The sequence below is a fragment of the Bosea beijingensis genome (assembly GCF_030758975.1).
Lineage (GTDB): Bacteria > Pseudomonadota > Alphaproteobacteria > Rhizobiales > Beijerinckiaceae > Allobosea > Allobosea beijingensis.
On the sequence record NZ_CP132359.1, the window covers coordinates 3,688,190 to 3,702,450 of the forward strand.

Below are 14,261 nucleotides of genomic sequence, written 5' to 3' on the forward strand. Positions count from 1 at the left end.
GGTCGTGGCTCTGCGCACGGGTACGGCCTTGAAGATCAGGGCAACGGCCGGTGGCGGGACGGCAGCCCCTTTTTCCACCTCGCTTCAGGGCTTCGCGACCGCCCTCGATCGTGCCGCCATGCTGTCGCGGTGAGGCTCCGCCGTCGTCAAGCCGCTCCGGGTCGCCACCCGATCGCCTCGATTTCGGCCGCGGTCGGCAGATCGGCGCCCCGGCGCGTTACCGTGATCGCCGCGGCTGCGGCGGCATAGGCCAGCAAATCGGCAAGGGCTTCGCGATCGAGCGCCGCGATCGCTTCCGGACTGAGCCGGCCGGTATGCGCGAGCCGGGCAAGCAAGGCGGCGTGGAATGTATCGCCGGCGCCGACCGTGTCCTGCACCGCGACCTTTCGGCCCGGCACGGAAACCTGGCCTGCAGCGGAAAAGGCGGTCGCGCCCCGCTCGCCCTGCGTTACCACGACGAGTTGGGCTCCCAGATCGAGCCAATGGGAGGCGGCTTCGGCGACGGTGAGCTGCCCGTCCCAGGCGATCCGGATATCCTCGTCGCTGGCCTTGATGAGGGTCGCCGCACGATAGAAGCGTTCGGCTGCCGGATGCCAGCCGGCCATGTCGCCGATCGCGCTCGGGCGCAGATTGGGGTCGACGCTGATGACACGCCGGCCGCGTTCACGTTCGGCCAGCGCCGCAAAGGCCGAGCCGACGGGCTCCACCGCCATCGTATAGGAGCCGAAGCTCAGCGCCCGGATCGCGTCCGGCAGGATGGCCGGCAGATCGGCTGCGGCAAGCGAACGGTCGGCCGCACCTTCGCCATGGAAGGCATAGCCGGGATGGCCGTCCCTGTCGGTCGTCACGACCGAGATCGTGGTGAGCCGGTCCGTCCGGACGAGATAGCGATCGTCGACCCCTTCGCGCGCCAGCAGATCGGCGAGCATGGCGCCGAAGCCGTCGCGCGAGATACCACCGAGCAAAGCCGACTCGACACCGAGTCGTGCCAGGCCGATCGCGACATTGAAGGGCGAGCCGCCGGCCACGATCCGCGCCGGCATCTCGCCGCCCTGGCCGGCTTCGGCGAACAGATCGACCAATGCTTCGCCGCAGACCAGGATCATGAGGACCGACCTTTGCTGTTCGCCTGCGCATGGGCGCTTGCCCCGGAAACTATCGGACGAACTGCGCCGCTCCAACACGATAACGACCGGGCAGGAGGCCGCCACCTGCCTCATGCAGCACGGCTGGTGGTGGCATCCGATGCCTACGATGACGCACCGGCCGCCGTCCGCAAGACGGAGAAGACGGCCTTCCGGCCCGGCGCGATCCGGCCATGGCTGCCGGAGAGGCCGAGATAGGCCGCAGGAGCCGTGCTCGCCATCGCAAGCGCCTCGGCCAGGGTCGCGCCGCCATGGCGGTGCGCGTTGAGGATCGCGGTGTTCATGGCGAGATGGGCGCCAGCCAGCCGGCCCTCGGCATTGACCAACCGCCCCTCGCTGACATGGATCGTCTCGCCGAACAGCTCGAAGGCATCGCGCTCCGCACCGATCGTCGCCATGGCGTCGGTCACCAGCACCATCCGCTCGGGCCCTATGGCCCGAAACGCGGCTTGGAAGGAGGGCCAGGCGACATGGTGGCCGTCGGCGATGATGCCGGCGGCAAGCCCGAGATCCGACATCGCCGCACCCACCACGCCGGGCTCGCGCGAGCCGAGCTGCGACATCGCGTTGAACAGATGCGTGACGCCGGAAAGCCCTTCGGCATGGGCGCGCGCCATATCCGACGCGGTGGCGTTGGTATGACCGGCGCAGACCCTGACGCCACGTTCGACCAAAGCACGGATGAAGCCCGGTGGAACGATTTCGGGCGCAAGCGTCACCAGCGTCACGCCGGTCGGCCCCAGCGCGGCAAGCAGGTCGACATCCGACGGCTCCGGCCGCAGCATGTTGGCGAGCGGATGGGCGCCGTTGCGTTCGGGGTTGATGAAGGGGCCTTCGATGTGAATCCCGAGGGCGCCGGGCACGCCCTGAGCGATCGCTTCGCGCGCCGCAGAGATCGCACGGGCAATGTCGGTGCGGCTGGCGCTGATCAGCGTCGGCAGCAGGAAGCGGGTGCCGAAGCGGGCATGGGCGGCTGAGATCGTGGCGATGCCCTCGACGGTCAGGCTGTCGTTCAGCATGACGCCGCCGCCGCCATTGACCTGGATATCGATGAAGCCGGGAGACAGGACGGCGTCCTCGGGCAGGTCCTCGACCACGCAGTCGGCTGTGGCATCGGCCGGAAGGATCGCGCTGACGACGCCGTCCTCGGCGACGACGAGCCGATCGCTCAGGATCTCAGCGCCATCGAACAGGCGTTTCGTGCGCCAGGCTTGCCGGGCGGCCGCCATCAGAGCGTCTCCGTGACCTTGAGCAGGCCGGGCGGGCTGTCGACATTGCGGCCGAGGCGGGCGGCTTCCGCTTCGAGCGCGCGATAGACCGGCACCAGCAGGGCAATGGCATCGAGCGCCGGTTCGCCCGTTCCGAGACCCGGCAGTCCCGGCTGCGACCCTGAGCCCGAGAAAACCGGGCTGCCCTGCCGGCCAAGCGTCGCCAGCGCATCCTCGATGCTGTCGGAGACCGCGCCGCCGGCATTGAGCCCGAGGATCGGATGCTCGCTGCGGATCGCCGCCTTCGGCCCGTGCAGGACCTCGGCGGCGCTGTAGGCGAGCACCGGCACGCCCAATATCTCGGCAGCCTTGAGAGCCGCCTCGCGGGCAGGTCCGAGGCTCAGCCCGCGCCCGATCACGAAGCCGGCGGGCGCGACGGACAAGCGACGCGCCCAGGGCGACCAGTCCAGCGCCAGCGCCTGTGCCAGCCGCTCCGGCGCGGTTCCCGCCAAGGCGATGAGCGCCTTGTCCTCGGCGAGGGCGCCGATCAGCAGCAGGCCGGCCAGCATGGTGTTCACCACCGTCTTGGTCGCGGCAACGGCAAGTTCAGGTCCGGCGGCGATCGGAATGACATGGCGGCAGGCACGGGCGGCGGGCGAATTCGCGTCGTTGACGATGGCGATGGTCTGCGCACCGGCCGCAGTCGCCTGCTCGGCCGCGGCGACAAGATCAGGACTGCGGCCGGATTGCGAGATCAGGATGTAGAGCGCCTCCCCGAGGCGAGGGCTCGCGCCATAGCGCGTCACCACCGAGGGCGCAGCAGGCGCAGCGCTGAGGCCGAGCCGGGTCTCGATCAGGTAGCGGAGATAGGTGCCGGCATGGCCGGAACTGCCGCGGCCGCTGACCACCGCATGGCTGACACGCCGCATGTCGAGCGCTGCCGCGACCTGCTCGATCACCTCCCGCCCCTCGTCCAGCAGACGTGCTGCGGCCTGCGGGATTTCCGCGACCTCGCGCGACATGCGCGAGGTCGGCTGGTCGGAATGGTTCATGGTTGCGGCCCCATGGCCTCACCCTTCAGGGTCGCGACGAAATCGTAGCGGTCGCCGCGATAGGCGGAGACTGTGAACTCGACCGGCTTGCCGTTGGCGAGGAAGGCGCGCCGCTCGATCCGCAGCAGCGCGCTGCCGGCCGGCACGCCGAGATGCCTGGCCTCTTCGGCGGTCGCGAGGCCGGCATGGATGCGCTGCACGCCGTGGGCCGGCACGGCGCCGCGCTGCGCAAGCGCGGCATAGAGCGACATCTCGACGAGATCCGGCGACGGCAGGATGCTGGCGGGCACGACCGCGCATTCGATCGCGAGTGGCTCGCCATCGGCGGTCCGGACGCGGGTGAGCCGCACGACGCCGTCACTCGGACCCAGCCCCAGCGCCATCGATTCCTGCGGCTTCGGCCGCGTCAGCTCGCGCGAGAGCCAGACCGAGCCGGGCCGGCCGCCGCGGTTCTCGATATCGGTCGAGAAGCTCGCCAGCACCGAAAGCGGCTGCTCGATGCGCGAGGCAACGAAGGTGCCCGAGCCGTGCCGGCGCGAGAGCGTGCCGCTGCGGATGAGCTCATCGATGGCGTTGCGCACGGTGACGCGCGCATAGCCGGTGAGCTGCGCCAGGTCGCGCTCCGAGGGCACGGCATCGCCCGGCTGAAAGACGTCGCTCTCGATCAGCCGGGACAAGGCGCCGGCGAGCCGGAGATAGCGCGGTGTCGGGTCGTCGCCGGCCAAGGCTTGCAGGATCGCCTGCTGCTTGGCCGGCATCGCTTCGAGCGTCGTCCCGGAGGCGGCCTCACGCGGGCGCCGCGAGCCACGTCCGGGCGAGGCCTCGCTCACGGCGCCGCCCTGGATGCGGTCGGGGCAGCGCCCGCCGAACCAGTGCCGAGCTCGACGAGGGCGAGGCGCAGATTGCCGCGATGGCGGGCGAGCAGGGTCTCGGCCAAGGCGACATCGGCGCCGCTGGCAAGCAGAGTGGCACGCTTGACGTCACCATGGACGCGGTCGAGATGCCGCGCTGCGGCCTCCATGCCGCAACCGGTAATGGTATCCACCATCTCGGCGGCACGGTGCCTGAGCTTGGCGTTGGTCACCCGCATATGGACCATCAGTCCGCGATAGACCCGACCCAGCCGGATCATCAGCAGGGTCGAGAACAGGTTGAGCACGATCTTCTGGGCGGTGCCGGCCTTCATCCGGGTCGAGCCGGCGACGACTTCCTCACCTGTCTCGATCAGGATGCCGAGATCGGCGGTGCGCAGCAGGGCCGAGCCGCGATTATTGGCGACGCCGACCGTCAGCGCCCCGCGTGACTTGGCCTCGCCGATCGCCGCGAGCGTGTAGGGCGTACGGCCGCTGGCGGCGAGGCCGATGACGACATCGTTGGAACCGATCTCGGCGCTGCGCATCGCCTCGGTGCCGTCATCGACCGAATCCTCGGCATTCTCGACCGCGTGCAGGATCGCCTCGTCGCCGCCGGCGATGGCGAAGCCGAGACGCTCCGCCGGCCAGTCGAAGGTCGGGGTCAGTTCCGCGCCGTCCTGGACGCCGATGCGCCCGGAGGTCCCGGCGCCGGCATAGATCAGGCGCCCGCCTGCTTCGAGCCTGGGCACCGCGGCGGCGACGGCCTCCGCGATCGCCGGCAGTGAGGTCGCGATCGCCGCGACCGCGGCGAGCTGGCCCTCGTAGAGCGCCTTCAGGATATCGAGATCGCCCCAGGCATCGAGATCCTGAAAGCGTGCGCTGACATCTTCCGTCGCCATGAACTGCCTCTTGTGACCAGACCAAATTAAGTCCACTTTAGCCCAGTAGCAAGCCGGAAGCGGACAGGGAAGCCATGTCGCAGCCAGAACCGCAGATTTCCCGTCCCGCCCGCGCCGCCCGGTTCACGGCTTCCGTCCCGCCCTTCCTGCTCGGTCTTACCGGCATCGCCCTTTTGACGGCCATGGACGGAGTCGTGAAGGAGCTTTCGCCACGCTACAGCGCCCTGCACCTGACCTTCCTGCGCTTTGCAGTGACGGCGGCGATGGGCGCCCTGCTGTTCCTCGCCCTGCGCGCCCCGCTGCCGGATCGCGGCGTCATCACCGGCAATCTGCTGCGCGGCGTCATGGTCGCCCTCTCGACGCTCGGCTTCTTCTACGGGCTCGCGGTGCTGCCGCTGGCGGAGGTCTTCATCATCTCCTTCATCGCGCCGCTGCTGGTCGCGCTGATCGCCATTCCGCTGCTGGGCGAACGACCGAAGCCGATGGTCTATCTCGCGCTGGCGCTCGGCTTCGCCGGCGTCATGGTCACGGCCGGGGGTTTCAAGCTCGCGACGATCGCGCCGGAGCGGGCGCTCGGGATCGCCGCCGTACTCGGTTGCGCCGTGGCCTATGCGCTCTCCATCGTGCTGCTGCGCCAGCGGGCGAAGCGCGGCGATCCGCCACTGACGATCGCGCTGTTCCAGTCGGCTATTCCCGCGGCGATCCTCGCCCTGCCGGCCGCACTGTTCTGGGCGCCGATCGCATCGGCCGATTGGCCGGCCTTCATCCTGATCGGCGCCTTGGGCCTTGCGGGCCATGTCGCGCTGGCGCTGGCCTTCGCGCGAGGCGAGGCGAGCCGCCTGGTCGCGGTCGAATATACCGGGCTGATCTGGGCGATCCTGATCGGCCTCGTCTTCTTCTCGGAAATGCCGACGCCACAGGCCATGCTCGGCGCCGCCCTGATCATCGGCGCCTGCTGGCTGCTGCGGCGTTAGCCCGGCAGATTCAGCCGCCCGCCCGTCAGGGGCTGCGGCACGCCGGTCGTGCCGGGCAGGCTGAGCGGCAGTCCCTTCACCGAGCGGATCGCGAGGTAGCCGAAGGTCTGCGCCTCGATGACATCGCCGGCCCAGCCGGCCGCCTCGACCGGCTCGACCGGCACGCCGAGACGCTCGTGCAGGCAGCGCATGAAATGGCCGTTGAGGCGGCCGCCGCCGGTGACAAGCCAGCGCCGCGGCGCCTTCGGCACGTGCCGGAGGGCATCGACCACGCTTTCCACCGTGAAGGCCGCGAGCGTCGCGGCGCCATCCGCATCGGAGAGGGCTTCGACCACCTGGGCGCGGCGGTGGAAATCATTGCGGTCCAGAGACTTGGGCGCCGGCCGGTCGAAATAGGGATTGACCATGAACTCAGCGACGAGGTCCTCGCGGACCTTGCCGCTCGCCGCCAGCGTGCCGTCGGCATCATAGGTCTTGCCGAGGCGGCGCAGGACGAAATCGTCGAGGATGGCGCTGGCCGGGCCGGTGTCGAAAGCGATGACCTCGTCGCCGTCGATATAGGTGACGTTGCCGACGCCGCCGAGGTTCAGCACCATCACCGGCTGCTCAAGCCCCTGGGCGAGCGCGCGGTGATAGAGCGGCGCGAACGGCGCGCCCTCCCCGCCGGCCTCGACATCGGCATGGCGGAAGCGGTCGACCGTCGGGATGCCGAGGGTCTTGGCCACGGCCGGGCCGTCGATGAGCTGACGGGTGAAGCGGATCTCGGGGCGGTGATAGACGGTCTGGCCATGCAGACCGACGAGATCGACGCTCTCGGGCTTGATGCCTTGCTCGGACATGAAGCGCCTGACCGCGTCGAGATGGGCGGCGGTCACGGCGGCTTCGAGCTCGACCAGCGGCTCGGTCACCGCGCGCTCGGCCTCGGCGACCAGGGCCTGCAACTGGCGCCGGATTTCGGGCGGGTAGGGGTAGCCGGCGCCCGCGCCGAAGCTGAGCCGCTCGCGCCCGTCGCTCTCGACGATCGAGACGTCGATCGCATCCATCGAGGTGCCGCTGATCACGCCGATCGCGGTCAATACCGGCTTGTCGAGGTCACGCATCATCATTTCGCCCCTGCAAACCCTCGAAGTCGCTGCTTCGAGGCTTGCACCGGCTCTAGGCGATCGGCTAAGCCTTGTCCAGATTGGTCCGTAAGTGGTCCATATGCGATCGGGTTCATACGAGCGTCGGAACAGGCGCCGTCATCAAAATCAGGAGGGGTGTCATGCTTCGTATCGTGAAACAGGGTCCGGGCCTGCGTCGTGCCCTGCGTTGTGGCGTTGCCGCAGCCACCTTCGCGCTGCTCGCGGGTGCGGCCTCGGCCCAGACGCTGGAGGTTGCCGTCGAGGCTTCGCCCGCCGGGCTCGATCCGCATATCGTGACGGCCTTCGCTTCCTCGCAGATCGTGCTCGGCCCGATCTACGAGGGTCTGACCGCGCTCGACAAGGACCTCAACATCATCCCGGGCCTCGCCCAGTCCTGGACCGCCTCGGCCGACGGCAAGACGGTGACTTTCAAGCTGCGCTCCGGCGTCACATTCCATGACGGCAAGCCGATGGAGGCGGAGGATGTCGCTTCGTCGCTGCGCCGCGTGCTGTCGAAGGATGTCGGCTCGCCGCTCGCCAGCCGCCTCTCCGCAATGGAGAGCGCGACAGCGGTTGATGCGACAACACTTGAGCTGAAGCTCAAGGAGCCCTCCGCGCCGCTGCTCGCTTCGCTCACCGGCATCGCCATCGTGCCGCGCGGTCTCGAAGGCAACAAGGATGCGCTGCAACGTGCCCCCATGGGCACCGGCCCGTTCAAGTTCGAGGAATGGCAGCCGAACGGCTTCATCCGCCTCGCCAAGCATGCCGGCTACTGGAACACCGCCGAGGTCAAGCTCGCGGGTGTGAAGTTCAACTTCGTGCCGGAGGCCGCGACGCGCCAGGTCGGTATCGGCAACGGCCAGTTCGCGCTGCTGCCGCATGTCGACGCGGCGACCGCGCTCCAGCTCAAGGGCAAGCCGAATATCGCGATGCAGGAGACGACGGAGCTCGCCTACACGCTGATCGGCATGAACACCTCGAAGCCGCCCTTCGACAACGTGAAGGTGCGCGAAGCCCTGAACTACGCGCTGAACCGCAAGGAGATCATCGACGCCGCGCTGTTCGGCAGCGGTGCCCCGGCGGCTCCGCTCCCGGCCGTGCTGAAGGACTGGGCCGTCGATGTGAAGGACCTGCCCTGCTACACCTATGACCCGGCCAAGGCGCAGGCGCTGCTCAAGGAGGCAGGCGTCGCGACGCCGGTTACGGTGAGCATGACGGTGCTGCCGCGCCAGGACATCCGCGACATCGCGCAGGTGGTGCAGCAGCAGCTCGGCAAGGCCGGCTTCAAGGTCGAGCTGAAGAATCCAGAGCTCGGCCAGTTCGTGCAGGACTGGCGCAACTCGAATTTCGACCTCTTCGCCTCGACCAATGCCGGCAGCATCGAGCCGGACGACTATTTCTACCGCGCCTTCCGCACCGGCGGCTCGACCAACGTCTTCAAGTACAGCAACCCGGAGCTCGACACGCTGCTCGACAAGGGCCGCGCGACGCTGGACAAGCCGGCGCGCCAGGCCGCCTATCGCGACGCGCAGAAGATCCTGGGCTGCACCGGGCCTGCGGCGCATATCGCCTATCCCACGCTGTTCAGCGCGGTGCGCAGCAACCTTCAGGGCTACGACATCTACGCCAACCGCTCGCTGGTCTCGCTCGGCCGCGCAAGCCTGCGATAACTGGAGTAAGGTCGAGGCATGCTCCGTCACCTGCTGCAGCGCGGCCTCGACCTCCTGATCGTGCTGTTCGGGATCTCCGTGATCGTCTTCCTGATGATCCGGCTGATCCCGGGCGACGCGGTGGCGATCATGCTCGGCGCCAATACCGAGGTGACGCCCGAGCGTATCGCTGCGATGCGCGGCTCGCTCGGTCTCGACCGGCCCTTGCTGGAGCAATACTGGGTCTGGCTCAGTCGCGCCGTCCAGGGTGATTTCGGCACCTCGATCTGGACGGGCCGGCCGGTGATGCAGGAGATCGCCGCCCAGATCTGGCCGACGCTTCAGCTCACCCTGTTCTCGCTCGTGCTCGGGGCCGGGCTCGCGATCCCGGTCGGCTGCCTGATGGCGCATTGGCGCGGCGGGCGGGCCGATCTCGTGCTGCGCGTCGGCGCCATTGCCGGCCTGACCATCCCCTCTTTCTGGCTCGGCATCGTCATGCTGATCACGGTCGCGACGCTGGCGCCGAGCTTCGCCTCGCTCGGCTATGTGCCCTTCAGCGAAGACCCGCTCGGCAATCTCCAGCGGCTGCTGCTGCCGGCGATCGCGCTGGCGCTGCCGATCCTGGCCAATCTCTCGCGGCTGGTGCGCACCGCGATGCTCGATGCGCTCGGCCAGGACTATATCCGCACCGCGCGCGCCAAGGGGTTGGGGGAAAGGGCCGTGCTCTACCGGCATGCCCTGCGCAACGCGCTGATCCCCTTCGTCACCAGCGTCGGCATCATGACCGGCTATCTGCTCGGCGGCGCGATCGTGGTCGAGCAGGTCTTCTCGATCCCCGGCCTCGGCCGCCTGATCCTCGGCGCCATCGCCGAGCGCAACTATCCGCTGATCCAGGCCACGATCCTCGTCGTCACGGTCGGCTTCGTACTGGTCAACGCGCTCGTCGATTTCGCCTATGCATTGATCGACCCAAGGCTCAGGACCGCGTCATGAGCCAGAGCCGCCGCATCGCCATCGCCGCCGGCATCTTCGTCGCCGTGCAGATCATGCTGGCGCTCGGCGCGCCCCTGGTCGCGCCCTATGACCCGCTGGCGCAGGACATCGTCGCCCGGATGAAGGGGCCGAGCCTCGCGCATTGGCTCGGCACCGACCATCTCGGCCGCGATATCTTCTCGCGCATCCTCTACGGCTACCGCACGGCGCTGATTGCCTGCGGCATCGCGGTCGGGCTCGCGCTTGTCATCGGCGGCAGCCTCGGCCTGCTCGCCGCCTTCTATCGCGGCTGGTGGGACCGCATCATCATGCGGGCGATGGACATCATCTTCGCCTTCCCGGTGATGCTGCTGGCGATCGGCATCATCGCCATGCTCGGCCCGCGCACGGAAAGCGCCGCGATCGCCATCGCCGTGGTCTATGTACCGATCTTCGCGCGCTTGATCCGGGGGCCGGCCATGGTGCTGGTCGAGAGCGATTTCGTCGCCGGCATCCGCTCGATCGGCGCGACGGATCTGCGGATCATGCTGCGCCATATCCTGCCCAATCTTGCCTCGGTCATCCTGGTGCAGAGCTCGCTCCTGCTCTCGGCCGCGATCCTGGTCGAGGCCTCGCTCTCCTTCCTTGGGCTCGGCACCCAGCCGCCGACGCCCTCGCTCGGCCTGATGCTGGCGGAGGGGCGCAATTTCGTACTGCTCTCGCCCTGGAATGCGATCTTCGCCGGATTCGGCATCCTCCTGCTCTCGCTCGGCTTCAACCTGCTCGGCGACGCCTTGCGCGACGAGCTCGATCCGCGGCTCCGGGGCCAGTCGTGATCATCCGCCGGGCGGTCGCGAACGATATCGCGCCGGCCGCTGCGCTGATGATGCGAGCCTATGGAACGCATTTCCGGCCGATCATCGGCGACGCCGCGCTCGACTTCGACCAGACTCATTTCGAGGCGCGCTTTGCCCGCGAGTTGGAGGCATTGACCGTCCTCGAAGCGGACGGCGTGCGCGGCGTGCTGCTGGTCAAGGATGGGCATATCGCCATGCTCTTCGCGGCCGAGACCGGCCAGGGCCATGGCGCCGCGCTGCTGGCTTATGCCGAGGCCCATGGCGCCCGGTCGCTGGAAGTGTTCGCGGCGAATGAAGGCGCGCGGCGCTTCTATGAGCGGGCCGGCTGGCAGGTCGCTGATGACTACGAGCGGGAATTCGCCGGGGCGCAACATCGCTTCCTGCGCTATGAGAAGCTGATGACACCCCAACAGCACGCCAGCCCTCATCCTGAGGAGGCCCGCAGGGCCGTCTCGAAGGGTGGTCCAGATGTCTCCGGAGCCTCCTGGAACATCCTTCGAGACGCCGCTCACGCGGCTCCTCAGGATGAGGGCTGGCGTTGTGGAGCGGGCCTTCAAGATGAGGGCTCGCATCGGTCAAAGGAGACCCGCTGATGGACAAACTCCTGATCCGCGGCGGCCAGAGGCTGTCCGGCACGGTCGAGATCCGCGGCGCGAAGAATGCGGCGCTGCCGGCCTTTGCCGCCTCGCTGCTCTCCGACAAGCCGCTGACCCTGCGCAATCTGCCGGATGTCGTCGACGTCAAGACGATGCAAACCCTGCTCGAAGGCTATGGCGTCGGCTTCTCGGGCCGGGCCGCCGATGCGCTGACGCTCGATGCCGCCAAGGCGGGACCGCGCGAGACGAGCTACGACACCGTTCGCAAGATGCGCGCGACCATCCTTGTCCTCGGGCCGCTGGTGGCGCGCTTCGGCGAGGCGCGCGTCTCCTTGCCGGGCGGCTGCGCCATCGGGGCCCGGCCGGTCGACCTGCATATCAAGGCGCTCGAAGCGCTCGGTGCCGAGATCAGCGTGGCCGGCGGCTATATCGAAGCGAAGGCGCCACGAGGCCTCAGCGGCGCGCGGATCGTCTTTCCCTTCTCGTCGGTCGGCGCGACCGAGACCGCGCTCATGGCGGCGAGCCTCGCCAGGGGCGAAACCGAGATCGTCAACGCTGCCAAGGAGCCGGAGGTGCTCGATCTCGCCCGCTGCCTCACGGCGATGGGCGTCAGGATCGAGGGTATCGGCAGCCACCGCCTGCTGGTTCAGGGCGCGCAGAACCTCTCCCCCGCCACCCATGAGATCGTCGCCGACCGGATCGAGGCCGGCACCTATGCGGTCGCCGCCGCGATCACCGGCGGCGAGCTGGAACTGGTCGGCGCGCGGCTCGAGCATCTCGCGGCCGTCGGCGAGGCGCTGGAGGCGGCCGGCGTCCGCCTCTGGCCGAGCGATCGCGGGCTGATGGTGACGCGCCCCGGCCGTCTCACCGGCATCGACATCATGACTCAGGCCTATCCCGGCTTCTCGACCGATCTGCAGGCGCAGTTCATGGCGCTGATGAGCGTGGCGGACGGCACCTCGCTGATCCGCGAGACGGTGTTCGAGAACCGCTTCATGCATGTGCCGGAGCTGGTCCGGCTCGGCGCCGACATCACGTTGAAGGGCACCAGCGCGACCGTGCGCGGGGTCGCCAGCCTGAAGGCGGCGCCGGTGATGGCGACCGACCTACGCGCCTCGGTCAGCCTCGTGCTGGCCGGCCTCGTCGCCGAGGGCGAGACCGTGGTCAGCCGCATCTACCATCTCGACCGCGGCTATGAGGCGCTCGACCGCAAGCTCAAGCGCTGCGGCGCCGATATCGAACGGGTCCCGGCATGAGCACGCCAGGCGATCTCTATCTCGGCGTCGATGGCGGCGGCACCGGCTGCCGCTGCCGACTCGAAACCGCCGCCGGCGAAGTGTTGGGCTCCGGCATCGCCGGCCCGGCCTCGCTTCGGCTCGGGCTTGAAACCTCGCTTGCTTCGGTCATGCAGGCGGCGCGTGGCGCCATCGCTGAAGCCGGGCTGACAGAAGCCGATTTCGCGCGGGTCCATGCCGGCATCTGCCTTGCCGGCATCGGACGGAAGGGCATGCAGCAGGCGCTCGCCGCCTGGAAAACTCCCTTCGCAAAAACGGTCTTCGAGAGTGACGGCTTGGCCGCCTGCCTCGGCGCGCATGGCGGCGAAGATGGCGGCATCGTCATCATCGGCACCGGCTCGATCGGGCTCGCGCGGGTGAACGGCGAGGAGCTCCGGATCGGCGGCTACGGCTTTCCGGTCGGCGACGAGGGCAGCGGCGCGGATCTTGGCCTCGCCGCCATCCGCGTCTCGCTGCGCGCCCATGACGGACGTGAGCCGGCGACGCGTTTCACCGGGGACGTGCTGGCGCGCTTCGAGGGCGATCCCTTCGAGGTGATCGCCTGGATGGACAAGGCCCATGCCACCGATTACGCGACGCTGGCGCCGCTCGTGCTGCGCCATGCCGATCTCGGCGATTCCCATGCCCGCATGATCATGCAGAACGCTGCCGCGATGATCGACGCGATGGTGCGCACGCTGTTCGAGCGCAACGTGCCGCGGGTGGCACTGATCGGCGGCCTGTCCTCGGCGATGGAAGCCTGGCTGGCGCCCGATGTCCGGCGACGGCTGACGCATGTGAAGAGCGATGCGATCGCCGGGGCGCTCTCGCTGGTGCGGCCGAAGGCTTAAGGAGCAGCGCCGGCGCCTTCGGGGACAATGTCGCGCCAGCCGTGGCGCAGGGCGCGGCTTGCCATGTCGAAGGCGAAATAGCAGCCTCCACCGGCGATGGGCTGGCCGTTCTGGCGCGAAATCGGCTCGCCCTGGAGATCGCTGAGCAGCAAGGTGCCGACGCCGCCATGGGCGAAGATCACGAGATCGCCGCTTCCGCGTCGCGCCGCGATGCAGGCCGCGACGCCAGCCTTGATCCGCGCCTGCGCATCCCGCGCCGTCTCCCAGCCGAGAACGCTCGTATCCGGCTGCCCGAAGAACTGATCGACGATCTCCCAGAAGCGCGGCGGTGCGACATAACCGGTAGCCGAGCGGTCGTTCTCGCGCAGATCCTCGCGCGCCCCGAACGGCAGGCCGCGGGCACGCTGGAAGGCTTCTGCGCAATCCATCGCCTTGCGCTCGTCGCTGGTGAAGACGTCGGTGACATCTGCCAGTTCCGTCCGCTGGCAGAAGGCTTCGATGCGCGTCCAGCCGATAGACGACAGCCCCCATTCCGGCACGGGAACCTGCGGATCGACGACGACCTCCGGGTGGGTGACGAAATAGACGATCGGCATGCTGGTCCTTTTCTCGGCTGATCATCTGCGGAACCACGCCATCATCCCGGACAAGCAGCGCCGATCCGGGATCCATCGTAAAGCCCCATAGCTTTTCGACCGATCCCCTGCTCCCCCGCCTGCGCCATCGCCGCCATGAAGGCCGGGCCGTGCAAGGGATTGTCGGCCCGCGCCTGGCAGGAAGCCGCAAGGCTGCGAGGCGGGATCAGG

Annotated in this window: 14 protein-coding genes; 7 read left to right on the plus strand and 7 right to left on the minus strand. The window is 68.8% G+C overall.

Annotation, left to right across the window (positions count from 1 at the left end; genetic code table 11):
• Nucleotides 1-146 precede the first annotated feature (146 nt).
• The 5 genes from Q9235_RS17600 to Q9235_RS17620 all read right to left on the minus strand — a co-directional run bounded on the left by Q9235_RS17600 (nucleotide 147) and on the right by Q9235_RS17620 (nucleotide 5,158).
• Nucleotides 147-1,106, minus strand: a complete 960-nt coding sequence (locus Q9235_RS17600) for a carbohydrate kinase family protein (RefSeq protein WP_306223107.1) — start codon at nucleotides 1,104-1,106, stop codon at nucleotides 147-149.
• 143 nt (nucleotides 1,107-1,249) lie between these two features.
• On the minus strand, nucleotides 1,250-2,374 hold the full coding sequence (gene nagA / locus Q9235_RS17605) for an N-acetylglucosamine-6-phosphate deacetylase (protein WP_306223108.1): 1,125 nt from the start codon (nucleotides 2,372-2,374) through the stop codon (nucleotides 1,250-1,252).
• A complete protein-coding gene (locus tag Q9235_RS17610) occupies nucleotides 2,374-3,405 on the minus strand; it encodes an SIS domain-containing protein (protein ID WP_306223109.1) in 1,032 nt (343 codons plus the stop codon). The genes nagA and Q9235_RS17610 overlap by 1 nt, the downstream gene beginning before the upstream one ends.
• On the minus strand, nucleotides 3,402-4,235 hold the full coding sequence (locus Q9235_RS17615) for a GntR family transcriptional regulator (RefSeq protein WP_306223110.1): 834 nt from the start codon (nucleotides 4,233-4,235) through the stop codon (nucleotides 3,402-3,404). Before Q9235_RS17615 ends, Q9235_RS17610 begins: the two co-directional genes overlap by 4 nt.
• Nucleotides 4,232-5,158, minus strand: a complete 927-nt coding sequence (locus Q9235_RS17620; RefSeq protein WP_306223111.1) for an N-acetylmuramic acid 6-phosphate etherase — start codon at nucleotides 5,156-5,158, stop codon at nucleotides 4,232-4,234. Before Q9235_RS17620 ends, Q9235_RS17615 begins: the two co-directional genes overlap by 4 nt.
• 74 nt (nucleotides 5,159-5,232) lie before the next feature.
• Between Q9235_RS17620 and Q9235_RS17625 the strand changes: the two genes are divergently transcribed.
• On the plus strand, nucleotides 5,233-6,132 hold the full coding sequence (locus tag Q9235_RS17625) for a DMT family transporter (RefSeq protein ID WP_306223112.1): 900 nt from the start codon (nucleotides 5,233-5,235) through the stop codon (nucleotides 6,130-6,132).
• Here the strand turns inward: Q9235_RS17625 and Q9235_RS17630 are convergent.
• The gene (locus Q9235_RS17630; protein ID WP_306223113.1) at nucleotides 6,129-7,238 is read right to left on the minus strand and encodes an anhydro-N-acetylmuramic acid kinase; all 1,110 of its coding nucleotides are present in this window, start codon (nucleotides 7,236-7,238) and stop codon (nucleotides 6,129-6,131) included. The genes Q9235_RS17625 and Q9235_RS17630 overlap by 4 nt on opposite strands.
• Before the next feature lie 158 nt (nucleotides 7,239-7,396).
• On the opposite strand from Q9235_RS17630, the gene Q9235_RS17635 reads away from it, so the two are divergent.
• Genes Q9235_RS17635 through Q9235_RS17660 form a run of 6 tightly spaced genes read left to right on the plus strand, consistent with a single transcriptional unit; the run spans nucleotide 7,397 to nucleotide 13,455 of the window.
• Nucleotides 7,397-8,926 carry an ABC transporter substrate-binding protein gene (locus Q9235_RS17635; protein ID WP_306223114.1) on the plus strand — a complete coding sequence of 510 codons (1,530 nt, stop codon included), beginning with the start codon at nucleotides 7,397-7,399 and terminating at the stop codon, nucleotides 8,924-8,926.
• Between the two features lie 18 nt (nucleotides 8,927-8,944).
• Complete coding sequence (locus Q9235_RS17640; protein WP_306223115.1) at nucleotides 8,945-9,898, plus strand: ABC transporter permease; 954 nt, start codon at nucleotides 8,945-8,947, stop codon at nucleotides 9,896-9,898.
• Entirely contained in the window at nucleotides 9,895-10,713 is an 819-nt protein-coding gene (locus tag Q9235_RS17645; RefSeq protein WP_306223116.1) for an ABC transporter permease, read from the plus strand. The genes Q9235_RS17640 and Q9235_RS17645 overlap by 4 nt, the downstream gene beginning before the upstream one ends.
• Nucleotides 10,710-11,327: a GNAT family N-acetyltransferase gene (locus Q9235_RS17650; RefSeq protein ID WP_306223117.1), complete on the plus strand. Its 618-nt coding sequence runs from the start codon at nucleotides 10,710-10,712 to the stop codon at nucleotides 11,325-11,327. The genes Q9235_RS17645 and Q9235_RS17650 overlap by 4 nt, the downstream gene beginning before the upstream one ends.
• Nucleotides 11,327-12,586 (plus strand): UDP-N-acetylglucosamine 1-carboxyvinyltransferase, encoded by a 1,260-nt coding sequence (murA, locus tag Q9235_RS17655; protein ID WP_306223118.1) that lies wholly within the window; start codon nucleotides 11,327-11,329, stop codon nucleotides 12,584-12,586. The genes Q9235_RS17650 and murA overlap by 1 nt, the downstream gene beginning before the upstream one ends.
• A complete protein-coding gene (locus Q9235_RS17660) occupies nucleotides 12,583-13,455 on the plus strand; it encodes a glucosamine kinase nucleotide-binding domain-containing protein (RefSeq protein WP_306223119.1) in 873 nt (290 codons plus the stop codon). The genes murA and Q9235_RS17660 overlap by 4 nt, the downstream gene beginning before the upstream one ends.
• Here Q9235_RS17660 and Q9235_RS17665 read toward each other — a convergent pair.
• Nucleotides 13,452-14,051, minus strand: coding sequence for a histidine phosphatase family protein (locus tag Q9235_RS17665; protein WP_306223120.1), 600 nt, complete (start codon nucleotides 14,049-14,051; stop codon nucleotides 13,452-13,454). The genes Q9235_RS17660 and Q9235_RS17665 overlap by 4 nt on opposite strands.
• Nucleotides 14,052-14,261: the final 210 nt, after the last annotated feature.